We start from the raw sequence: 21,347 nt of genomic DNA, 5'->3' as shown, positions 1-21,347 counted from the left end.
ACTTTTCACTTTTCACTTCATAAGCTCGCTTGCTATGCGACGAGCTTCTGCATCCGTGGCGATGTAGGTATCGTAGTCGGGTGTGGCGGAGTAGGTGCAACGCTGCATGGTCTCGGCAATGATGTCAGCCATCTGCAGGAATCCGCACTTGTCCTCGAGGAACCCGCGGTTCACTATCTCGTTGGCGGCATTGACGATGCAAGGCATGTTACCACCTCGCTGGATAGCCTCGAAGGCGAGCGCCAGACAACGGAACTTCTTGAGGTCGGGCTCGAAGAAGTCCAGATGCTGCGTGGCAAAAAGGTCCAGACGGTCGCCGCTGAGCGTCAGGCGCTTGGGGAACGAGAAGGCATACTGGATGGGCAGTCGCATGTCGGGCACACCCAGCTGCGCCTTGACGGCTCCGTCGTGGAACTGCACGGCAGAGTGGACAATGCTCTGCGGATGAACCAGCACTTGTATCTGCGAGGCCTTGACACCGAAGAGCCACTTGGCCTCGATGACCTCGAAGCCCTTGTTCATCATCGATGCGGAATCGATGGTGATCTTCGCACCCATGTCCCAGGTGGGATGGCGCAGGGCATCGGCCTTGGTGACCTTGGCAATCTGCTCCATCGTGAAGTTGCGGAACGGACCGCCTGAGGCCGTCAGCAGAATCTTCTCGATGGGGTTGTCGTCCTCACCCACCAAGCTCTGGAAGATGGCAGAGTGCTCGCTGTCGACAGGCAGGATGGGTGCGTGGTACTCAGCAGCCAGGTCGCGAATCAGCTCACCGGCAACGACCAGCGTTTCCTTGTTGGCAAGGGCAATGGCCTTGTGCGCCTTGATGGCATGAATCGTGGGCGACAGTCCTGCAAAGCCCACCATAGCGGTGAGCACGATGTCGATGGGCTGGGCTTCCACAATCTCGTCGATGGCCTTGGCACCGGCATAGACCTTCACGTCGGGCAGGTCAGCCATCAGGTCCTTGAGTGCTTCGTAGTGCTGCTCGTTGGCAACGACGATAGCGGCTGGCTTGAACTGGTGAGCCTGTTGGGCAAGCAGTTCTATCCGGTTATTGGCAGTCAGACAGTAGACCTCATAGAGGTCGGCGTGCTCCTGGATGACTTGTAGCGCCTGGGTTCCGATGGAACCCGTAGAGCCGAGAATGGCTATTTGTTTCTTCTTTTTCATATCGTTAATAATCCACTGGGGATATTCATCTTGATGGTTTGCTGTTCTGTATTGATAGCTTCTATCAGGTCGTCAGAGGCGGGAATCAGTCGGCCGTCCTCCAGTTCGAACAGGATGTTCTGCGTGGTATCGTCAACGGAGGCTATCTTGCCCACCACCGCATTGTTGGAGGCATCCACGATGTCGAAGCCTACCAGCATGGCCAGCGAGGGACCTTCCGTACTCTCATCGGCGATGGAACGGGGGAAGTAGACGTCGCATCCGGTCAGTTCGGAAGCCCGCTGCTGGGTGTCCACATCGCAGAACTTGATCAGCGCCAGCGCATCGTTGCGGAAACGGTATTCCTCGATGAAGAAAGGTACCAGGATACCGTCAATCTCGAGAATGAGGTAGTCGGCATCCGAAGTGTCGAAGATGTCGTCGTCAAACTGGAACGACACCTCGCCCTTCACACCGTGCGCCTTGCCCAGACGGCCTATCTTGTAAACGTCCTCTTGTTTAATCATCTTTTTTTTGATCTAGATTTTCTAGATTATCTAGATTGTCTAGATTGTCTAGATTTTCTAGTTTTTTCTCTCTATTTTGGCTCCGAGCGCATTGAGGCGTCCTTCGATATCCTCGTAGCCTCGGTCTATCTGTTCGATATTGCTGATGGTACTGGTTCCATTGGCACTCATCGCGGCTATCAGCAGGGCTATTCCTGCTCGGATGTCCGGACTGGACATGCGCTGGGCACGAAGGGTCATTTTGCGGTCGTGTCCGACAACAACGGCACGGTGGGGGTCGCAGAGGATAATCTGGGCTCCCATATCGATGAGCTTGTCGACAAAGAACAGGCGACTCTCAAACATCTTCTGGTGGATGAGCACCGAGCCGCGAGCCTGGGTGGCTACGACAATCATGACGGACAACAGGTCGGGAGTCAGTCCGGGCCAGGGGGCATCCGCCAGTGTCATGATGGTACCGTCGATAAATGAGTCGACGACATAGTGCTTCTGATGCGGAACAAAGAGGTCGTCGCCGTCTACCTCTACCTTCACGCCCAGTCTGCGGAAAGCATCGGGGATGATGCCCAGGTCTTTCAGCGACACGTCCTTGATGCGCACACCGTTGCCACACATGGCAGCCATACCGATGAACGAACCTACCTCAATCATGTCGGGCAAGAGGCGATGCTCTGTGCCGTGAAGGCTCTTTACCCCCACGATGGTCAACAGGTTGGAACCGATGCCGCTGATGTTGGCACCCATGCGGTTCAGCAGGTGACAGAGTTGCTGGATATAAGGTTCGCAGGCAGCATTGTAAATCGTCGTGGTGTCCTCAGCAAAGACTGCTGCCATGATGATGTTGGCAGTACCCGTGACCGAGGCCTCGTCAAGGAGCATGTAGGTTCCCTTCAACTGTCGGGCTCCTATCTCGTAGACATTGCGACTCTCGATATGACGGAACTTGGCACCCAGGTGCTTGAAGCCCAGGAAGTGGGTGTCCAGTCGGCGACGACCTATCTTGTCGCCTCCAGGCTTGGTGATGACCGCCTTGCCCATGCGTGCCAGTAACGGACCGATCATCATGACGGAGCCGCGTAGTGTGGCACATTTCTGAACGAACTCATCGCTTTCAAGGTATCGTATGTCGAGCTGGTCGGCCTGGAAGGTGTAGGTGTGCTCATCGCTGTTGTCACGAGTCACCTTCACGTCGATGTCTCGGAGCAGTTGGATGAGGTTGTTCACATCGCGGATGTTCGGGATGTTGTGAATCGTCACCGGCTCACTGGTCAGCAGCGTAGCACAGATGACTTGAAGTGCTTCGTTCTTGGCGCCTTGTGGTGTGATGGTTCCGCTTAGCAGGTGTCCACCCTCGATTTTAAATGATGCCATATCAAAAAGTGTGATGGGTTATTTCCTCTTCTTGCGCTTGCCCTCGCCAGCTGGCACGCCAACTGGTTCGAATTGGAACATAGACAGGTCTATTTGTATCTTGCCGTCCGTAAAGCGAGCCAGGTCGTCGGCAATCTTCTCGTTGTCGTTCAACCCGTGTCCCCAAGCGGCGAGGTCGCGTTTCATCTGGTTGGCAGTGAGGCGCACCAGTTCGTCGCGCTCAGCACCTTCAGGCATGGTCTTCAGTTTCTCGAAGATCTCCATTATCAGTCGTCCGTAGTGGCGCATGTGTGCCTGACCGTTCTCCTTGACAATGGGAATGGGCTGGGGCTTGGAATGAATCTTCTCAGCATTGCTGACATCAAAGGGCCAGTCAATGTCTAACTGCTTGTGGCTCATCAGGAACAGGTGGTCCCAGAGTGTCTGCTGGTAGTCGGCATTATCACGAATCTGCGGATTCTTGCTCTCCATCTGTTGGATAATGGCCTTGGCGCATTGCATGCGCTCTTCCTTGGTGGGCAGACTGATAGCCAACTCAACCATTTTCTGAATCTCTCGCCCATATTCAGGCATAACCAGCTTCTCGCGCTGGGTGTTATAGTCTAATCCTTTGATTTCCATAATTTTTCACTTTTCACTTTTCACTTTTCCCTTACAGCAACGGCTTTGGCTTGATAGCGACAAAGTCCTTCAGGTAGAAGGGAACGAAATAGGCTACGTCCTCGAACTGGTCGTTAAGGAAACGTTTTTCTGCCAGGGGTTGCATCCATTTAGCCAACGGCTCAATGCCTTCTATCAGATGGGCGTTGGGATGCTGGATGGTCTCCATGCACTTTTGGGCACCGTTGCCGAAGAAATACACAGGGCGCTCGTCGAGCCATTGGCGATAGGTGTCTGCACCGACAATGTCGGCCTTCACCTCGCGCACCGTCTTCAGCGAACGGTCGTAGAGGGCGGCATAGACCTCCATGCGGCGTGCATCAAGCATCGGACACAGCAGGGCATTCTCCTCCAGTTCAGGATGGCGCAGCAAGACAGGGACACACAACAGTTCCAAAGTGGGAACAGCCAGCAATTTTAAATCGCGCCCATAGCAGATTCCCTTAGCCATAGAGATGCCAATGCGCAATCCGGTATAGGAACCGGGACCACAGCTGACACTGACGGCATCGAAAGGGATGGCGTGATTGTCGGTAAAGGAGAGCGCCTCGTCCACCATTGTGCCCAGTTGCTCAGCACCCGCACCCTTGTCTCCGTGCGCTGATTGCTCGAAGATGCATTGTCCGTCTTCAGAGACAGCCACCGAACAAACGTTTGTACTTGTTTCTATATGTAATATACAAGCCATTTCTCTTTGCTTATATTAAATAATGTGCAAAGGTACGAATTTTCTCGTCATTCTTCGCATGTTTAAGATATTTTTTGTACCTTTGTCGTCAATATTAAAGAAAAACAACATTATGATACAGTCAATGACAGGCTACGGGAAGACCGTCGTGGCCTACAAAGGAAAGAAAATCAATGTAGAGATTAAGTCGCTCAACTCCAAACAGTTGGATCTGAACACCCGTATTGCTCCGCTTTACCGTGAGAAGGAGATGGAAATCCGACAGCTGATTGCTGAACGACTGTTGAGAGGTAAGGTGGAATTCTGCATCTGGATAGAGAAGGATGCCACCACGGAAGCGGCTCCTGTCAACACGGCGCTGATGCAGAGCTACTATAACCAGTTGCATGCCTTTGCTGAGCAGAATCAGTTGGAGGGCATCGACTGGATGATGACACTGACGCGCATGCCTGACGTGCTGAGCAAGACCGAGGTGGAGGTGCTGGATGACGAGGAATGGCAGGCAGCTCGTCAAGGGGTGTGCGAAGCCGTTCAGAACCTGGTGGACTTCCGTACGCAGGAGGGTGCCGCACTGGAGAAGAAATTTGCCGAGAAGATAGACAACATCGAGCAACTACTGGCTTCCATCGAACCGTACGAGAAGTCTCGTGTGGAGAAGATTCGCAACCGTATCGTGGATGGACTGAAGCAGATTCCTGAAGCGGAGTACGACAAGAACCGCTTGGAACAGGAACTCATCTATTATATCGAGAAACTGGACATCAGCGAGGAGAAACAGCGACTGACCAACCACTTGAAATACTTCCGTGAGACGATGGCTGACCAAGCCGGACAAGGCAAGAAACTGGGTTTCATCGCCCAGGAAATGGGACGCGAAATCAACACCACCGGCTCGAAGTCGAACCAAGCTGAGATGCAGAACATCGTCGTCAAGATGAAGGACGAACTGGAACAGATCAAGGAACAGGTATTAAATGCACTGTGATATGAAAGGCAAGATGCTTATCGTTTCGGCACCATCGGGTAGCGGAAAGTCGACTATTGTGCAATGGCTGATGCGGGAACATCCCGAACTGAAACTGTACTTCTCTATCTCATGCACTTCGAGAGCCCCTCGTGGATCGGAACAGGATGGCGTGGAGTATTTCTTCCTGACGCCAGATGCGTTTAAGGAGAAGATTCAGAACAACGAGTTCCTGGAGTATGAGGAGGTTTATGCAGATCGTTTCTATGGAACGCTGAAGCAACAAGTCGAGAACCAGCGTAACCAAGGTCAGAACGTGGTGTTCGACGTTGACGTGAAAGGAGGCGTGAACATTAAGAAATACTATGGCGACGAAGCCCTGAGCCTGTTTATCCAGCCTCCATCGGTGGAGGAGCTTCGCAGGCGTCTTGTCGGGCGTGCCACCGATACTCCGGAGGCTATAGAACAGCGTCTGGCAAAGGCGGAATATGAACTGACGTTTGCCTCGCAGTTCGACAGGGTTATCGTAAATGATGATTTGGAGACTGCCAAGCAGGAGGCATTACAGGTTGTTAAAGCATTTCTTGGATGAAGAAAATAGGGATTTTCGGAGGCTCGTTCAACCCCATACATCGCGGACATGTTGCTCTGGCACAGGCTGTTCAGAAACAATGTGGACTGGACGAGGTGTGGCTGATGGTGTCGCCCCAGAATCCCTTGAAACAACAGGCAGATCTCTTAGATGATAACTTGCGACTGGAACTGGCACAAAAAGCATTGGAGGGTGTGGAAGGTGTCTGTGCCTCTGACTATGAGTTCCACTTGCCCAAGCCTTCCTACACTTGGAACACCTTGCATCAGCTGTCGGAGGACTACCCTGATTGTGAGTTCTTCCTATTGATAGGCGGTGACAACTGGGCCCATTTCGAACGCTGGCGACAGTGGAAGGATATCCTCCGCAACTATGACGTCATCGTTTATCCGCGCGACGAGTATCCTGGCACCATCGATGTCCCCTTACTCGATGTGTCGAGCACGGAGATTCGGCAGAAGGTAAGGGCAGGGGAGCGCATCAGCGGACTGGTACCTGAAGCAATTGAAACGTTGGTAGAACATTATTATCGATAGGCAGTTATGGACGGTAAGAAAAGGCTATATTCCATCATTGTTGTCACCTACAACAACGCTGACGGGTTGTTGCGTACGCTAAAGAGCATACGCCTGTTGGACTATGTTCAGAAGGAAATAGTGGTAATAGATGGAGGCAGTAAGGACGAAACCCTCAATATCATTGCAGATAATCAGGACATCATCACCACGTCAGTGTCAGAGAAGGACAGTGGCATCTATAATGCTATGAACAAAGGCGTAAAACTGGTGTCGGGCGATTACGTGGTGTTTATGAATGCTGGCGATGAATTTGCCAATAAGGATGTTTTGTCGTTGGTAAACGGTTACGATGGCGACATCATCATGGGTGGTGACATCTATGGCGGGAAGAGTAGAATGCCGAAAGCGGTGATGACGCTATATGATCTCTTGTCTATTGGAATATGCCATCAGTCAGTGTATTATCGCAGAGAGGTGTTGCTGAAATATGGCTTTGATGAGTCGTACAAGTTGATAGCCGATCTGAAGTCGGTTGTAGAGCCATTGGTAAAAGACCGAATCAGAATTGCCAGTGTGACACAGCCTTTGTCTTTCTGTGAGAGCGGTGGACTTAGCAAACAACGTTGGAGAGAGACGCTGACAGAGAATCGTCGTATGATAGATGAGTTGGTAGATCCTTTCTATAAAGACGATTATCTGAGGTTTTCACGTGTCAACAACAGCATGTTGCATGACTTTACGATATTGTCACATTTCCAAAGCATTTTCCCACTCATCAAGTGGCTCTCAAAACTGATGTCGTTCCTGAATAGTAAGTTTAAGCATATCCCTATCGAGTAGATGATGAAGGTTTCCATATTGGTTCCAGTATATGGTGTAGAGAGATATATCGAACAGTGCGCGCGAACACTTTTCGGACAGACGTACGATGATATAGAATATGTGTTTGTTGACGACTGTACGCCAGACAACAGTGTGGCTGTAATTCGGCAGGTCCTTGCGGAATACCCTCATCGTGAACAGCAGGTTCATATAGTGCGCCATGATCACAACCGAGGATTGGGAGCAGCTCGGAAGACGGCTCTTGAGTCTGCGACGGGAGATTTTGTGCTAAATGTAGACAGTGATGATTATCTGGCAATGGATGCTGTTGAGAAATTGGTGGCCTGTCAACAACAAACGGATGCTGATATTGTTTCAGGCAACTATAGCTCACATTTTGAAGATGGTACCATAATCTATCATCGTGAACAGCATTTGAACAAGGACATCTCTTTGAAACTGATGTTGGTACAACATACGCTGCTTCCGCATATATGGGCACGTCTGATTCGAAAAACGATGTATACTGAACATGGCATAGCGTCGGTAGAAGGCATCAATATGGCAGAAGATATGGCGCTGACACCACGCCTCATCCATGCTGCCAACAAGATGGCATACGTAGACGATTCAGTCTATTTCTATAGAGATGACTCTTCTGCCAGCACATTTGCCAACTATTTGTCTACAAAACATGTGTTGTCTTATGTCAAAGCCAATGAAACGCTTTGGCAGTACTTTTCTGCCAATGACCCCAAGCAGGATTTCCTGTTCGCTCTTGAGGTAGGTATGCTCAATGTCTATTATCAGGCTTTGGCTGTAGGGATTGACAAACAGCAGATAGAAGCTAGTCTCTCTTACAAGCCTCAAACGTTTTTCTTCAAATATTTGCAGGGACTCCTGGCTCATCAGCAAACGCTTCCTCTGCTCCGCTTTGCTTACTTGACGGTGAAATGGTGCTATAAAAAATTATTGCTTCTTTCGGATAAACTGCAGGCACTCTTTTAGAATTGCTACGTTGAGCAGACGCATAACAATCAAATAGAGCATTGCTGCCATCATGATGCGTGCAAGCAGAAGCAACCAGAGGTTTGTGATGCTCAGGGTTGCATAGTGAGTTGTCAACATCACAACAGCAGCTATGAACGTAAAAGGTATGGTGTCTTTTAGAACGTCAAGTGCTGTAAGGGGTAGTATGCGCTGAAGAGCAAAATGCCAACATACAATAAATAGCATATTCAGGGCAGAGAAGGCTGTCACCATTGCCACAATACCCAATTTCACCAAACTTAGTGTTAAGATTATCTGTAACAGAATCTGCAAAACCACCAGTCGCAGATAAATATCTGAACGCTTACGGCTGATAATCAGATTCTGATAAAGAGTCTGCAAGGGAATAAAAGCACCTCCAATACATAATATCTGTAATAGGATGACACAGGGCTCCCATTTTTCTCCAATGGTGACAACGATAAACTCATGAGCCACCAGTGCCAGCCCGAACATCAGAGGGAAACAAATCAACGACGTGAAACGTAGCATTTTTCTGAATACGCGCTGTTGGCGCCCTTCTTCGTTATCGGCATTGGTCAGTACGGGCTGAGCCACCTGAGCCATTGTGTTCGATATGAACGAATGCCCCATTGTGTTCCATTTGTTAGCTTGGCTGAACTGCCCCACAACATTGATGTGTAGCATCTTTCCGAAGATGAACGTCTGAACTTGCTGGCTGATAACTGTTAGAATATTCGTTAGTAACAGTTTCGACGAGAAATTGAACATCCTGTAAATAGGACTGAAATCGATAGGTAGGGTGGGTTTCCAGCGTGTGAAATAGTATTTGAAGATATCGGCAACAGTGATGTAAATGACTTGTTGCCATGCCAGACTCCAATAGCCGTATCCGTTCCATGCCAAACATACACCACAGCATCCAGAAGTAAGAAGAGCCGCAATGCTGGCAATGGCTTGCTCGCGATTACGCAGTTCAATCCATAATCTGGCATTCGGAACGATACCGATAGCCGAGATGGGAATAGCGAGGAAGGCCAGTCGCGAAACGTCAGTCAGTGCGGGCTGTTGGAAAAACCATGCTATCAGTGGAGCACAAAGAAATAGGATGGCATACAAAGAGAATCCGGCAATCATATTGAACCATGCTACAGCATTATAGTCTCGCTGAGTGGGAGGTTTCAGATTAGCCAGTGCTTGCGAGAATCCTGCCGCCTGAATACATCCTGCGATGAGCGTGAAAATGGTAATCAGTGCTACAATACCATAGTCCAACTCCGACAAATTTCGTGCCAAGACGATTCCGAACAACAGGTTCAGCATCAGTGTGGCACCGTTGTTGATGGCTCCCCAGGCAATTCCTTTCGCCGTCTTTTCCTTTAAATTATCCATTTCAACATGCAAAAATACTATATTTTATTTGAAAATCAAAATATTATGCGTAAATTTGCACCCATCTATGGAGAATAATGCAGTAGTAAAAAAGCCGCGTTTGGAATGGCTTGATGCTCTTAGAGGCTTTACGATGATTCTGGTCGTAGCCAATCATGTGGCTAACATGGGTTTTGGAATGGCTCCAAAGATCTCATCGTCCATGCAGTTTCTGATCATGTTCCGTATGCCGTTGTTCTTTTTTGTCAGCGGTTTCCTTGCTTATAAAGCTACACAAGTGTGGGACCTGAAGAATCTGTGTAGTCTGCTTGTAAAAAAAATCAGGGTTCAGACTATTCCCACAGTTGTCTTCTTCTTGTTTGGCGCAGCTATTCTCGGAAAAGAGTTCTGGCCTACTGTCATAGAGTGGATCGGCAGACCCCTCAAGGGCGGTTACTGGTTTACCATCGTACTGCTCTATATGTTTATCGTCTACTATCTGTTCTGCTACATAGAGAGTAAGTTGAAGAAGTCGTGGATTCCCATCACACTGCTCTTCATCGTGTCACTGGGCTTGTATGAGACTTGCTATCAGCCCAGGTATTTTAGCTGGGCTTTTGGATGGAGAGGTCATTCCAACGAATTTATGGATACTTCCAGCATCAGCCAGTTGTTCCTCTATTTCCCTTTCTTCCTCTATGGCAACATCGTTCATCGCTATTGGAATGGAGCAAAGAAAATTATGGATAGTTCTTGGTTTTTCCCGGTGTTGATCATTGTTGTTGTCTTTGCCGCACTAGATTCCCTCAAGTGGCACACGCTGCGTATGACGTGGGCTGTCCTGCCACTGACAATGGCACGCTTCGCACTGCTGACCATCGTGTTTATGTATTTCCGTTTCTATCATCAGTATTTCACGAAGTTTACGGTGATGGGTCGAAGTTTGCAATATATTGGTCGCAGGACGCTGGATATCTATCTTATACATTACCTCTTCCTGCCTAATCTCCCGACCATAGGATCTTTCTTTAACGCATACCGGCACAATTTCGTGTTAGATACCTCGTTGTCTTTTTTCTTGGCATTGCTGGTTATTGGTTTCAGCATCATTACCTCCAATATTCTCCGCATTAGCCCGTTTTTCAAGAGGTGGCTGTTTGGACGTAGTTAATTACGAAGATGAAAGAACTGACACCAGAAGAACGATTGCGATGGAATGCCGTAATTAACGGTGTGCTGCGCGAGTTTATCGCTATCTGTAAGGAGCATCACCTTGCCTATTTTTGTTGTGGAGGTACTGCCATTGGTGCTGTGCGCCATCAAGGTATGATTCCTTGGGATGACGATGTCGATGTTTTTATGCCACGTCCTGACTACAATCGCTTTGTTCAGATAGCAAGTGAACAATTACCTGAAGGTTTGGAATTGGTGACACCATATAATAAGTCTGACTACCCTTTGTTTTTCGTTAAGTTATGTGATGCTCGCACCACACTACAAGAAGAACAGGATGTGCCCTGTGTCCACGGATTATACATTGATGTCTTTCCTATCGATGGCGCACCCGATGATATCGAGGCTGCACGAGCTATGGAGCGCAAGTTTACAAAGACGAAGCATAAGTTGTGGGCTATCTCTACGCACGTCTCTTTTATGAGCTATTTGCGCTTGCTGAAGACTCCCAAGGAATGGGGACGCTTTGCAAGAAAAACTATCGGTTTCTTTTTTAGGAACTGGTATCGAAAACACCTGTTGCAGCAGATGGCCGATATCAGCTATCGCTATTCATATGAGTCTTCCTCTTTAGTGGCTGTTTATTGTGGTTCGTATGGTCCAAAAGAAGTATTCCCTAAGGCTTGGTTAGAGGGAGTTACATCTTTTCTTTACGAGGGCATGGAGGTAGATTTGCCTGTAGGGTATGATAACTATCTGCGTCAGTATTATGGCGACTACATGCAGTTGCCACCAGTAGAGAAGCGTATCAGCCATCATATGAAAGCTTATTATAATCTATATGAGCGTGAGTCGGACGAGGTGGTATGGCGTAAAGCACATCAAAACTAGCGCATTGTCTCTATCGTGTGGCGCAATCCTTCGTCAATGTCAAAGATCGGTTGCCAACCTAATGATTCTAGTTTCTTTGTAGAGAATACAGCCTTGGTGATAGGTGTAGTATTCCCATTATCCGACAGTTCCATGATGACCTTTTTATCAGCGATAGCTGCAATTATTTCTGCTAATTGGCGGATAGTGATGTTTGACTCGTTGTTAGCCACGTTGTAAGCCTCTCCGCTTTCTCCTTTTAATAATAAATAGAGAATAGCTGCAGCACAATCGACAACATATATCCATGAGCGGAACTGACTGCCAGAACTTTTCATTACAATGTCCTCGTTGCGCAGTACATTACGGATAAATTGGGCATAGACACGGTTGTCACTCTCTGTAAAGTAAGGACCGTAGGTGTGGCATGGACGTGCTATCACAATTTGTGCACCATACTCTTTACAATAGGCAGCACAGAGTGTTTCTGCGGCTCTCTTGGAAGAAGGATAGCAGGCTCGTGGAGAGAGTATGTCGATATAACCGCTGCTCTGTTCTGAAAATATGCTGCCATCACCTTCACCGTAAATTTCACCAGAAGATATATACACCATACGCTGCATGTGATGCTGTAATCCGTATTCTACCAAATGTGTGAGCCCCTCCAGATTAGCGCGCATTACTTCTACGGGCTTCTCTTGGAAGAAGGAGGGACTGGCATTGCTAGCGGCATGAATAATGTATTGAAAATCGGTGTCGCAAGTAAGTGGTGTACAGATGTCATGTTCCAAGAAGTGGAAACGAGAATTGTTCTTATACTTCTGGAAGCGTTTCCCTGCACGCTGACGATTACGCCCCAAGGCATAAACTTGGCACTCGCTATGCTGCATAAGCAAATCCGTGAGACAGCCTCCTATCAGACCTGTGGCACCCGTGATGAGAATATTTCCCGTCAAAGGTGAAGGCAGACGTTTGGCGACCTTCGCAAGCCCTTGCTGATAGGCACTTACTTCAACCATGACTCTGCATGAATGTTCATCAAGGCTCTCAGAATCTCAAGGTCTTCAACAGTAGTCACCTTGATATTCTTCTCTGAACCTGGTACAATGTGCATCTCTCTTCCACCCAACTCTGCCATCAGCGTGCATGAAGCCACCGAATTGGTGATGCCTTTCTGCTTTGCCTCTTCGTGGGCAGCAATGATGTTGCCCAGACGGAAGGTTTGTGGCGTCTGTGTTCGGATGAGTTTATCGCGAGGAATACTGGTGGTGGTAGAGAAGCCATCTTCACTCTCCAGAATGGCTTCGCGGCATTTGATACCTGTAATGGCATAGCCATATTTCTGACAGGTGGCAATATTCGAGGAGATAATCTCCTGGGACAGCAGCGGACGTACGGCATCATGTATCAAAACCAAGTCATCTGCCTGGCATCCGGCCTCTTGCAAACCATAAATGCCGTTGTGGATAGACTCCTGTCCGTTACTGCCCCCTGGGAATATCCATTTTAGTTTATCGATAGAGAATTGATTGGCATACGACTGCACGACGGTCTCCCAACCTGCCAGACATACTACAGCGATGCCGTGGATGTCCGGATGCTGCTGAAAAGCCTTCATCGTATGGATGATGATGGGACAGTTGTTGACGTGCATAAACTGCTTGGGTATGTCTTGTCCCATTCTGTTGCCAGAACCTCCGGCAATAATCAACGCGTAGTTCATATGCTCAATGCTTAACTTTCAGTTTTCAACTCTCAACTTTTTAATTATCCTACTTGGCTTCCTGGCTTCACGTCTTTCGTCGTGGTTACCACGCTGAGGCTCTCGTCGGCATCAACGGCAGAGAGGATCATACCCTGGCTCTCGATGCCCATCATGGTACGAGGCGCGAAGTTCGCTACGAAGAGGATGCGCTTGCCTACGAGAACGGAAGGGTCTTCGTAGAATGCGGCAATACCACTGAGGATGGTGCGATCGGTACCTGAGCCGTCGTCAATGGTGAATTGCAGGAGCTTCTTCGATTTCTTTACTTTCTCGCAAGCCTTGATAAGTCCTACGCGGATGTCCAGTTTCTCGAAGTCCTCGAAAGAGCAAGTGTCCTTGATAGGAGCGGCCTTATAAGCGGCGGCTTCGTTGGCCTTTTTGGTAGCCTCCAATTTGTCGAGCTGTTTTTGGATGACATCGTCTTCAATCTTCTCAAACAGCAGGGCTGGCTCGCCTAACTGATGGCCGGCTTTCAAGAGGTCTGTGCTTCCCAGCTCGTTCCAATCGAACGATTCCAAGTTCAACATCTCACGCAATTTCTTTGATGAGAAAGGCAGGAAGGGCTCGAAGGCGATGGCGAGGTTGGCTGTGAGTTGTAAGCAGATGTTCAAAATGGTCTCGCAACGCTTGGGATCGGTCTTCCATACCTTCCAAGGCTCGCACTCGGTGATATATCGATTGCCGATACGAGCGAGGTTCATGGCCTCGAATTGGGCATCGCGGAACTTAAACTGATCGAGCAATGCTTCCACTTTCTGCTTCACGTCCTTGAACTCTTCAAGCGCTTGCTTGTCCACTGCTTGCAACTCACCACATGCAGGCACAATGCCGTTCCAATACTTCTTGGTCAATTGTAGGGCACGGTTTACGAAGTTGCCGTAAACAGCCACCAACTCATTGTTGTTGCGGTCCTGAAAATCCTTCCAGGTGAAGTTATTGTCCTTGGTCTCAGGGGCATTAGCTGTCAGAACATAGCGCAACACATCCTGCTTGCCAGGCATGTCTACCAAGTATTCGTGCAACCAGACTGCCCAGTTGCGTGATGTTGAAATTTTGTCGTTCTCCAGATTCAGGAACTCGTTGGCAGGCACGTTGTCAGGCATGATATACTTGCCATGAGCTCTCATCATCACAGGGAAGATGATGCAGTGGAACACGATGTTGTCCTTGCCGATGAAGTGTACCAGACGGGTGTCCTCATCCTGCCACCACTGCTCCCATTTGCCCCATTTCTCGGGCTCGCGGTCGCACAGTTCCTTCGTGTTGCTGACGTAGCCGATGGGGGCATCGAACCAAACATACAGCACCTTGCCGTCAGCGCCCTCAACAGGTACGGGAATACCCCAGTCCAAGTCACGAGTCATAGCGCGGGGCTGCAAGTCCATATCGAGCCAGCTTTTGCATTGTCCGTAGACATTGGGGCGCCACTCCTTGTGGTCTTCCAGAATCCATTTTTTCAACCACTCCTGATACTCGTTCAAGGGAAGGTACCAGTTCTTGGTCTCCTTCATCACAGGTGTAGAACCGCTGATGGTTGACTTCGGATTAATCAGCTCTGTAGGACTCAGGTCGCGTCCACACTTCTCACACTGGTCGCCATAAGCTCCCTCGTTGTGGCAATGAGGACATTCGCCCACCACGTAGCGATCAGCCAAGAACTGCTTGGCCTCCTCGTCGTATAGCTGGGCAGTGGTCTTCTCCACCAGCTTTCCTTCGTCATACAGTTTGCGGAACCACTCTGCTGCGAACTTATGATGCGTCTCCGAGGTGGTTCGGCTGTATATGTCGAATGAGATGCCGAACTCCTGGAACGAGTCCTTAATCATCTTATGATAGCGGTCTACCACGTCCTGCGGGGTGATGCCCTCCTTGCGGGCACGAACCGTGATGGGCACGCCATGTTCATCACTACCACCAATAAACAATACATCCTCCTTCTTCAATCTCAGGTAACGCACGTAAATGTCGGCTGGAACATAGACTCCAGCCAGATGACCAATGTGTACGCCGCCATTGGCATAGGGCAGTGCCGACGTAACGGTTGTTCGTTTGAATTTCTTTTCTGCCATTATATTTTCTTTTAAATTTGCTGCAAAGGTACGAATAAGCGAGCGAAATGCCAAATTTATTTGCAATTTTCCGAATGTGAGTACACACTCCTTCACGGCCTCATCACCGGACGCGGTGCGGATGCCGGAGGACTCATGGGGCGAGCCTGGAAGTTCAACGGATTGTCTCGGTCGCCCCAGACAAGCGTTTTCAGAATGCCACCAAGAGGCAGCTCTATCTTCGACCGTTTTCCCAGCTTGATGTATGGATTGACAATCGGCTCTGTCGTCCATTTTCCGCTCATCGGGTTGATGTAGCGTCGCACGCCAAGGTTGGCTCCGAAGGTGTCGCTGAAACGCACGTCGGCATAGCCACCATAGGTTGTGTTGTTGATGTACGGACTCATGGCAGGCCCTACTTGCATTTGGTTGGCATAGTAGTAACCGAAGGCGTGGAGCGTCACAGACTCGCTGAGGTCATAGCCGATGGTGCCGCCAAATCCGTACTGCGTGGCAATCCGATACTGCCAGGGCATCCAGTATTTATTGGCAATGCCCATTGCCGAGAAATGCCAGCGTCCCAGGTCCTGATGCAGTGCCAATGAACCCGTCTCCATCGTCATCATGCCGGGCATGTGGCTCGTCGTGCCATAGGCTCCGAGTGAGGCACCTCGCCAGAGCCGTAGTCCTGTGCCGCCGGCCTTTGTCAGTTGTGTGTAACTTTGCAGGGTAGGCTCTTTGGGCATTGTCCGCTCAGGACTCATCCATTCACGACGGAGCAGCAGGGTGTCAGCCTGTAATGGGCTGTCGGGTGCCGTAGGCTGTAGTGTAGTACTGCCCGATAACCCATTCCCGTCCACCTCAGTCTGTGCCATTGTGGTGAGATGGCAAGTCAGTAAGAGGCAGATAAGGGCGATTTGTCGTTTCATATGCTGTTTTTTGCTGTTTCGCTTGCAAAGATAGGGAAAATATTCGAAAAAGTAGGGAAAAACCTAAATGAATGTCGTAATTATTTTGCACCTTTGCAGCGTTAAACATTCAAAAACTGATGCGTATGAAAGAAAAGAGCATTATTGGAGCAGCCCTAATTGCATTGGGCTTGGTTTGTCTGGGCTGGTTTATCAAGGCCGGCATCGACAATTTTTCAGAGAAAGACCGCAAGGTGAACGTGAAAGGCCTGGCCGAACAGGAAGTGGAAGCCGACAAGGTGACTTGGCCTATCGTATCGAAAGAGGTGGGCAACGACCTGCCGGGCTTGTATGACAAGATAGGAACGACACAGAAGAAGATCAAGGCATTCTTGCTGCGCAGTGGTATCAAGGAATCGGAACTGACGGAGAATGCTCCGCAGGTCATCGACTTACAGGCCCGCGAGTACAGCGACAACAACAAGCCTTATCGCTATATCGTCACATCAGTCATCACGGTAACTTCGAAGCATGTTAAACAGGTGCGCCAGATTATCGCCCGTCAGGGAGACCTTTTGAAAGAAGGCGTCGCCATTGTTGATGGAGGCTATGAGAATCCCGTGAAGTATGAGTTCGTATCGTTCAAGGAGATGAAACCGAAGATGATGCAAGAGGCTATTGAGAATGCGGAGAAGACGGCGCAGCAGTTTGCCGAGAACTCACACTCGAAACTGAACAAGATAGTCAGTGCCGACCAGGGGCAGTTCTCTATTGACAACCGCGACGACAATACCCCTTATATTAAAAAGGTGCGTGTGGTGACAACGGTCACCTACTCGCTGAAAGACTGAAACAGGTTGCCCCAGGGGTAACTGCCAGGTTTGAGCGTCACCAGTGTTCCATTGGTGGCGCTCATTTGTACTACGCCGGGAGCTATCTGAGAGACAATTCGGAAATCGGTCCATCCCAAAGCTTGTAGCGTAGCCCATGCGGTAGCTCCTCCTTCGATGATAAGGTGGTCGGGACGGTGCTTACGGACCAAGCGTTGTGCCATCTCAGCCATGACGGTTCGCAGATGGACGGCAACCTCTTTTCCTGTGCGGTGAGTGTGCGGAATGGTGAGGATTAAAGAGGTGGCAGGTGTGGCGAGAGACTGGAACCAATAGTCGGCACCTTGTTCTCCGTCGTAGACTTCACGCGGCATCGGGGCGATGGGGATGCCGAGGTTTAGCGGTTTGCTTTGGGTGCTGCCACAGAGGATGAGGGTGGTGATGGGGGTGATGGGGCTAATGGGGCTAATGGGGCCAATAGGGCCAATGGGGGGGATGAGGCTAAACAAGTCGGCGGCTCCGGCAAAGATGGTTTTGCCGTCGTCGTATTGCCGGATGATATGGCGGATGTCGTCTTCACTCTCGGCATCGGGCATGATGATGCCTTTGGCTTCAGCATCCGGGAAGCGTTCCCTAAGTGACGACGTGCGGGCAGGGAACTCCGGGTCGTAGTTGAAGGCCGTCTCGTGGATGGGAATCTCGTTGATATAATAGATGCCCTTGCGGATGATGCGCCCTTTCGAGGGGTTGGCGGGCAGATAGACTGCTCGCTGATAGCCCGTGACATCCATCAGCGCTGTGAGTTCCGCGACGACGTGGCCTCGGAGGGCGGAGTCGGTCTTCTTGAAGAGGGGGGAGGTTTCTTTGAGGGTGGAGGCGATGCGGCGGGTTTCGGCGGCTGCTTCGGGTTCGGACATGGAGCGGGTGTCGGTGGCGATGACGGTGGTGGGGACTGCGACGGTGTCGCAGTATAGGGGACCGGAGGCGCAGAGGAGGCGCGCCTGCTGGCCTGCGGCGTGGGCGATGCCGGCTATTTCGGCAGCCCCGGTGATATCATCAGCAATGACAACCATGCAGCAGTATATTTTTCACTTTTCACTTATCCCTTTTCCCTTTCCGATAGATGGCCATGCGGGTGGCGTAGTCGATGGATAGCGTCATTGCAGAGTCGTTGGCAATGCCCTTGCCTGCCACGTCGAAGGCGGTGCCGTGGTCAACGCTGACGCGGATGATGGGCAGTCCGAGGGTGATGTTCACACCGCTTGCTGATTCCATCTTGCCCGTTTCCTTGTTCCAGTTAAAGGCGCATACCTTGAGGGGGATGTGTCCCTGGTCGTGATACATGGCGACACATCCGTCGAACTTGCCGCATTTAGCCTTGGCGAAGATGCTGTCGGGCGGTACGGGACCCTCGACGTCGAAGCCGCGTGCCGTGAGTTCCTCGATGGCAGGAATAATCTCCTGAGCCTCCTCGTAGCCGAACATGCCGTTCTCGCTGGAGTGAGGGTTGAGTCCTGCCACACCGATGTGCGGTTTCTCGATGCCAAACTGGCGACAGGCATCGTCGATGAGTTCGACGCACTCGATGACGCGGGCCTTCTTCACCAAGTCACACGCCTTGCGCAGGGGAACATGCGTCGAAACGTGGATGACGCGGATGTTCTCGTCAGCCAGCATCATGGCATATTTCTTCGTGTTGGTGAACGTGGCGTAAATTTCGGTATGCCCGTCGTAGTGATGGCCAGCCAGGTTCAGCGCTTCCTTGTTCAGGGGAGCCGTCACGGTGCCGTCCACCTCGTCGGCCATCGCCAGTTCGATGGCTTTCTTGATATACTGGAAGGCAGCATTGCCACACTGTGGCTGTACCTTGCCGAACTCGAATGTGGAGAGGTCGACGCATTGGAGGTCAATGACATCGATGGTGCCAAACGTAAACTTGGCATCTTTCACGCTCTGGATGGCGTTCACTTGTAGGTTGAAGCCCAACAGGCGGACAGCCTGCTCCATGATGGCGGCGTCGCCCGTAACAACGGGACGGCACTTTTCATAAGTCTCTTCTCTGTTTAGGGCACGCACGGTTATCTCAGGCCCGATGCCTGCGGGGTCGCCCATAGTGATGGCTAATATGGGTTTCATTGTTGTAACGTATTATCGGGTTAATACAAAGAGTTGTAGATGTCTTTGGCATCTTGCTCAGTAACTTCTCTCGGGTTGTTTTTCAGCAGTCGCTGAACCTGCATGGCGGCTTTGGCCATTCCGTCGACAGCAGTCTGTGGGATGCCTAGTGCAGTCAGCTTGTCGGGAATGCCGACAGCAGCAGCCAAGCGATAGATGAAGTCGACACCTCGCTGGGCCGTCTCCTCGTCGTTCTTGCCGGGTTGGCAACCTAAGGCAATAGCCACCTCAGCGTGGCGTTTGATGTTGGCAGGCATGTTGAACTTCATGACTGAAGGCAACAGGATAGCATTGCTGAGTCCGTGGGGGATGTGGAACTCACCGCCCAGAGGATAGGAGAGTGCATGAACCGCTGCTGTGTTGACGGGTCCTAAGCATAGTCCGCCATACAATGAACCGAAGGCCAGCGCCTCGCGAGCCTCCTGGTCTTTGCCGTTCTTCACGGCGCGCTCCAGGTTTGCTGCGATGAGGCGGATGCCCTGCAGGGCGTAGATGTCGACAGAAGGATGGGCGAACTTGTTGGTATATGCCTCTATACAGTGGGTGAGGGCATCCATACCCGTGTCCGCAGTCACCTTGGCAGGTACTGTCCACGTCAGTTTTGGGTCCACGTAGGCAGCATCAGCAATGAGGAAAGGTGATACAATGCCCTTCTTCAGATGGTCGCGCTCGTCCAGCAGGATGGCGTTGGGTGACACTTCCGAACCCGTTCCAGCCGTGGTGGGCAGACAGGCAAACCATAGACCTTTAGCCTTGATAAAGCCCGTTCCGAAGCAGTCTTCCACTTGCTGTGCGCTGTTGATGAAAGCTGCCACGAGTTTCGTCACGTCGAGCACGCTTCCGCCTCCGATACCCACTACGCTGTCGGCCTTGAACTGGCGTGCTACCTCCAGAATCTTCTTGAAGTCGTTGACAGTCGGCTCTGCCAAGATGTCTTGGAATATCTCTATGCTGACATCTGTCGCCTTGAGGTTTGCCAAAGGCTCTTCGATGAGGGGCAGGATAGGGGGAGCCGTCAGCACCATGAGGCGCTGCAAGCCCATTTTCTTGTAATCTTCCGTGAATGTCTCGATGCAGCCCGTGCCGAAAACAATTTTCTGTGGCTGCAATAATGTGATTGCTTTCATAATGTTTGCTTTCTATTGTCTTTACCTTATACTTAATAGACGGATACCTCCTCGTTTTGTCACCTGCTCACCCATACCTTGTGCGAGGCCGTGCCTTTGGCCTTGATGCCTGACTGGGGGACAAGGACGAGTTTGGCAAGTTCTCTGGAACTGGTGCTGTAACTGAGGCCGTTGAGGTTGGCGTATTCTTGCAGTGTGATGAATCCGTGCTTGCTGATATGGTTCAGGGCCCGTTGCAGACGCTCTTCAAGGGAATAAGGAGAGGGGGAGGTGGAATTGCCGGTTATGCGCTCAAAGGAATTTTCCTTGTTGATGTCGTCAACCATCCTTTTGTCTACCTTGAAATTTACACCCTTTGCCCTTACATGATGGTATTTCTTCTTGGATGTTGCCTCCTGCGTAATCTGCTGCCCGGTGCTATCTGCTTCATTATCAGTAAATTCCAATGACAGTGAGAATACTCCCAACTTGTCAATTTTCATAGTGTGCCCCAAAGGCAGATACGACTTCATGACGACAGCCAGCGTGTCGAGCACACCACGAATGGTCGCCTGACTGAACGCCGGCGAATTGGTGTGAACAAGTTCAACTACCTTGTCGTAGTCGAACTCCGTGTAAACCTGCATCTTGGGGAATAATCTCCCTTTTTTGCCGTTACCCATGCCTTTGGGCATTTCCTTGATTACATAATTTGCCATACTATCTTTGAATTTTTATATCTTAAACTTTGCAACCTATATTGCAAACCTTGCAATCTGTATTTCAAAGTTTGCAA

General features: G+C 50.3%; 22 protein-coding genes. 8 read left to right on the top strand and 14 right to left on the bottom strand.

Annotated elements, in window-relative coordinates; genetic code table 11:
• Positions 1-12: 12 nt before the first annotated feature.
• From BLU47_RS06110 to tsaB, 5 genes are read right to left on the bottom strand one after another with little or no spacing between them, the layout of a single operon-like run.
• Positions 13-1,173: a 1-deoxy-D-xylulose-5-phosphate reductoisomerase gene (locus BLU47_RS06110; RefSeq protein ID WP_091959892.1), complete on the bottom strand. Its 1,161-nt coding sequence runs from the start codon at positions 1,171-1,173 to the stop codon at positions 13-15.
• A complete protein-coding gene (gene rimM / locus BLU47_RS06105; RefSeq protein ID WP_091959891.1) occupies positions 1,170-1,679 on the bottom strand; it encodes a ribosome maturation factor RimM in 510 nt (169 codons plus the stop codon). Before rimM ends, BLU47_RS06110 begins: the two co-directional genes overlap by 4 nt.
• Positions 1,680-1,736: 57 nt before the next feature.
• Positions 1,737-3,050: a UDP-N-acetylglucosamine 1-carboxyvinyltransferase gene (gene murA, locus BLU47_RS06100; RefSeq protein ID WP_091959889.1), complete on the bottom strand. Its 1,314-nt coding sequence runs from the start codon at positions 3,048-3,050 to the stop codon at positions 1,737-1,739.
• 18 nt (positions 3,051-3,068) lie between these two features.
• Positions 3,069-3,671 carry a DUF4290 domain-containing protein gene (locus BLU47_RS06095; RefSeq protein WP_091959887.1) on the bottom strand — a complete coding sequence of 201 codons (603 nt, stop codon included), beginning with the start codon at positions 3,669-3,671 and terminating at the stop codon, positions 3,069-3,071.
• A 31-nt stretch (positions 3,672-3,702) separates the two neighbouring features.
• Positions 3,703-4,398: a tRNA (adenosine(37)-N6)-threonylcarbamoyltransferase complex dimerization subunit type 1 TsaB gene (gene tsaB / locus BLU47_RS06090; protein WP_091959886.1), complete on the bottom strand. Its 696-nt coding sequence runs from the start codon at positions 4,396-4,398 to the stop codon at positions 3,703-3,705.
• A 112-nt stretch (positions 4,399-4,510) separates the two neighbouring features.
• Between tsaB and BLU47_RS06085 the strand changes: the two genes are divergently transcribed.
• The 5 genes from BLU47_RS06085 to BLU47_RS06065 are packed head-to-tail and all read left to right on the top strand — an operon-like array spanning position 4,511 to position 8,302.
• Positions 4,511-5,383, top strand: coding sequence for a YicC/YloC family endoribonuclease (locus tag BLU47_RS06085; protein WP_091959885.1), 873 nt, complete (start codon positions 4,511-4,513; stop codon positions 5,381-5,383).
• Position 5,384: 1 nt separating this feature from the next.
• Complete coding sequence (gene gmk, locus BLU47_RS06080) at positions 5,385-5,954, top strand: guanylate kinase (protein ID WP_091959882.1); 570 nt, start codon at positions 5,385-5,387, stop codon at positions 5,952-5,954.
• Entirely contained in the window at positions 5,951-6,490 is a 540-nt protein-coding gene (gene nadD / locus BLU47_RS06075) for a nicotinate (nicotinamide) nucleotide adenylyltransferase (protein WP_091959879.1), read from the top strand. The genes gmk and nadD overlap by 4 nt, the downstream gene beginning before the upstream one ends.
• Before the next feature lie 6 nt (positions 6,491-6,496).
• Positions 6,497-7,312, top strand: a complete 816-nt coding sequence (locus tag BLU47_RS06070; protein ID WP_091959876.1) for a glycosyltransferase — start codon at positions 6,497-6,499, stop codon at positions 7,310-7,312.
• Complete coding sequence (locus BLU47_RS06065; RefSeq protein ID WP_091959874.1) at positions 7,313-8,302, top strand: glycosyltransferase family 2 protein; 990 nt, start codon at positions 7,313-7,315, stop codon at positions 8,300-8,302. It abuts the gene before it with no gap.
• Here BLU47_RS06065 and BLU47_RS06060 read toward each other — a convergent pair.
• Positions 8,264-9,697, bottom strand: coding sequence for a lipopolysaccharide biosynthesis protein (locus BLU47_RS06060; protein WP_091959871.1), 1,434 nt, complete (start codon positions 9,695-9,697; stop codon positions 8,264-8,266). The genes BLU47_RS06065 and BLU47_RS06060 overlap by 39 nt on opposite strands.
• Positions 9,698-9,764: 67 nt before the next feature.
• On the opposite strand from BLU47_RS06060, the gene BLU47_RS06055 reads away from it, so the two are divergent.
• Positions 9,765-10,847: an acyltransferase family protein gene (locus BLU47_RS06055; RefSeq protein WP_176780478.1), complete on the top strand. Its 1,083-nt coding sequence runs from the start codon at positions 9,765-9,767 to the stop codon at positions 10,845-10,847.
• 8 nt (positions 10,848-10,855) lie between these two features.
• The gene (locus tag BLU47_RS06050) at positions 10,856-11,740 is read left to right on the top strand and encodes a LicD family protein (RefSeq protein WP_091959865.1); all 885 of its coding nucleotides are present in this window, start codon (positions 10,856-10,858) and stop codon (positions 11,738-11,740) included.
• Here BLU47_RS06050 and BLU47_RS06045 read toward each other — a convergent pair.
• The 4 genes from BLU47_RS06045 to BLU47_RS06030 form a co-directional block, all read right to left on the bottom strand.
• Positions 11,737-12,738 (bottom strand): NAD-dependent epimerase/dehydratase family protein, encoded by a 1,002-nt coding sequence (locus tag BLU47_RS06045; RefSeq protein WP_091959862.1) that lies wholly within the window; start codon positions 12,736-12,738, stop codon positions 11,737-11,739. The genes BLU47_RS06050 and BLU47_RS06045 overlap by 4 nt on opposite strands.
• Entirely contained in the window at positions 12,726-13,442 is a 717-nt protein-coding gene (locus tag BLU47_RS06040; RefSeq protein WP_091959856.1) for an IspD/TarI family cytidylyltransferase, read from the bottom strand. The genes BLU47_RS06045 and BLU47_RS06040 overlap by 13 nt, the downstream gene beginning before the upstream one ends.
• 44 nt (positions 13,443-13,486) lie before the next feature.
• Positions 13,487-15,553, bottom strand: a complete 2,067-nt coding sequence (metG, locus tag BLU47_RS06035; protein ID WP_091959844.1) for a methionine--tRNA ligase — start codon at positions 15,551-15,553, stop codon at positions 13,487-13,489.
• 92 nt (positions 15,554-15,645) lie between these two features.
• Positions 15,646-16,461, bottom strand: coding sequence for a hypothetical protein (locus BLU47_RS06030; RefSeq protein ID WP_091959841.1), 816 nt, complete (start codon positions 16,459-16,461; stop codon positions 15,646-15,648).
• 125 nt (positions 16,462-16,586) lie between these two features.
• Between BLU47_RS06030 and BLU47_RS06025 the strand changes: the two genes are divergently transcribed.
• Complete coding sequence (locus BLU47_RS06025; RefSeq protein ID WP_091960173.1) at positions 16,587-17,291, top strand: SIMPL domain-containing protein; 705 nt, start codon at positions 16,587-16,589, stop codon at positions 17,289-17,291.
• On the opposite strand, the gene BLU47_RS06020 is transcribed toward BLU47_RS06025, so the two are convergent.
• From BLU47_RS06020 to BLU47_RS06005, 4 genes are read right to left on the bottom strand one after another with little or no spacing between them, the layout of a single operon-like run.
• Entirely contained in the window at positions 17,273-18,343 is a 1,071-nt protein-coding gene (locus BLU47_RS06020; protein ID WP_091959838.1) for a four-carbon acid sugar kinase family protein, read from the bottom strand. The genes BLU47_RS06025 and BLU47_RS06020 overlap by 19 nt on opposite strands.
• A 22-nt stretch (positions 18,344-18,365) precedes the next feature.
• Complete coding sequence (gene pdxA / locus BLU47_RS06015) at positions 18,366-19,406, bottom strand: 4-hydroxythreonine-4-phosphate dehydrogenase PdxA (protein ID WP_218131536.1); 1,041 nt, start codon at positions 19,404-19,406, stop codon at positions 18,366-18,368.
• A 20-nt stretch (positions 19,407-19,426) separates the two neighbouring features.
• Positions 19,427-20,572, bottom strand: coding sequence for an iron-containing alcohol dehydrogenase (locus BLU47_RS06010; protein WP_091959834.1), 1,146 nt, complete (start codon positions 20,570-20,572; stop codon positions 19,427-19,429).
• Positions 20,573-20,631: 59 nt separating this feature from the next.
• A complete protein-coding gene (locus tag BLU47_RS06005) occupies positions 20,632-21,270 on the bottom strand; it encodes an HU family DNA-binding protein (RefSeq protein ID WP_091959832.1) in 639 nt (212 codons plus the stop codon).
• Positions 21,271-21,347 lie beyond the last annotated feature (77 nt).

The organism is Prevotella sp. tc2-28 (assembly GCF_900107705.1).
Taxonomy (GTDB): Bacteria; Bacteroidota; Bacteroidia; order Bacteroidales; family Bacteroidaceae; genus Prevotella.
The sequence above is the reverse complement of the archived record's forward strand: the minus strand, read 5'-3'. Positions and strand labels throughout refer to the sequence as shown.

Coding starts and splice junctions, on each gene's coding strand:
- BLU47_RS06030 (WP_091959841.1), bottom strand. CDS start 16,461: ATGAAACGACAAATCGCCCTTATCTGCCTCTTACTGACTTGCCATCTC.
- BLU47_RS06085 (WP_091959885.1), top strand. CDS start 4,511: ATGATACAGTCAATGACAGGCTACGGGAAGACCGTCGTGGCCTACAAA.
- BLU47_RS06110 (WP_091959892.1), bottom strand. CDS start 1,173: ATGAAAAAGAAGAAACAAATAGCCATTCTCGGCTCTACGGGTTCCATC.
- BLU47_RS06055 (WP_176780478.1), top strand. CDS start 9,765: ATGGAGAATAATGCAGTAGTAAAAAAGCCGCGTTTGGAATGGCTTGAT.
- BLU47_RS06060 (WP_091959871.1), bottom strand. CDS start 9,697: ATGGATAATTTAAAGGAAAAGACGGCGAAAGGAATTGCCTGGGGAGCC.
- BLU47_RS06010 (WP_091959834.1), bottom strand. CDS start 20,572: ATGAAAGCAATCACATTATTGCAGCCACAGAAAATTGTTTTCGGCACG.
- BLU47_RS06025 (WP_091960173.1), top strand. CDS start 16,587: ATGAAAGAAAAGAGCATTATTGGAGCAGCCCTAATTGCATTGGGCTTG.
- murA (WP_091959889.1), bottom strand. CDS start 3,050: ATGGCATCATTTAAAATCGAGGGTGGACACCTGCTAAGCGGAACCATC.
- rimM (WP_091959891.1), bottom strand. CDS start 1,679: ATGATTAAACAAGAGGACGTTTACAAGATAGGCCGTCTGGGCAAGGCG.
- BLU47_RS06045 (WP_091959862.1), bottom strand. CDS start 12,738: ATGGTTGAAGTAAGTGCCTATCAGCAAGGGCTTGCGAAGGTCGCCAAA.
- BLU47_RS06065 (WP_091959874.1), top strand. CDS start 7,313: ATGATGAAGGTTTCCATATTGGTTCCAGTATATGGTGTAGAGAGATAT.
- gmk (WP_091959882.1), top strand. CDS start 5,385: ATGAAAGGCAAGATGCTTATCGTTTCGGCACCATCGGGTAGCGGAAAG.
- nadD (WP_091959879.1), top strand. CDS start 5,951: ATGAAGAAAATAGGGATTTTCGGAGGCTCGTTCAACCCCATACATCGC.
- tsaB (WP_091959886.1), bottom strand. CDS start 4,398: ATGGCTTGTATATTACATATAGAAACAAGTACAAACGTTTGTTCGGTG.
- BLU47_RS06050 (WP_091959865.1), top strand. CDS start 10,856: ATGAAAGAACTGACACCAGAAGAACGATTGCGATGGAATGCCGTAATT.
- pdxA (WP_218131536.1), bottom strand. CDS start 19,406: ATGAAACCCATATTAGCCATCACTATGGGCGACCCCGCAGGCATCGGG.
- BLU47_RS06020 (WP_091959838.1), bottom strand. CDS start 18,343: ATGGTTGTCATTGCTGATGATATCACCGGGGCTGCCGAAATAGCCGGC.
- BLU47_RS06095 (WP_091959887.1), bottom strand. CDS start 3,671: ATGGAAATCAAAGGATTAGACTATAACACCCAGCGCGAGAAGCTGGTT.
- BLU47_RS06040 (WP_091959856.1), bottom strand. CDS start 13,442: ATGAACTACGCGTTGATTATTGCCGGAGGTTCTGGCAACAGAATGGGA.
- BLU47_RS06005 (WP_091959832.1), bottom strand. CDS start 21,270: ATGGCAAATTATGTAATCAAGGAAATGCCCAAAGGCATGGGTAACGGC.
- metG (WP_091959844.1), bottom strand. CDS start 15,553: ATGGCAGAAAAGAAATTCAAACGAACAACCGTTACGTCGGCACTGCCC.
- BLU47_RS06070 (WP_091959876.1), top strand. CDS start 6,497: ATGGACGGTAAGAAAAGGCTATATTCCATCATTGTTGTCACCTACAAC.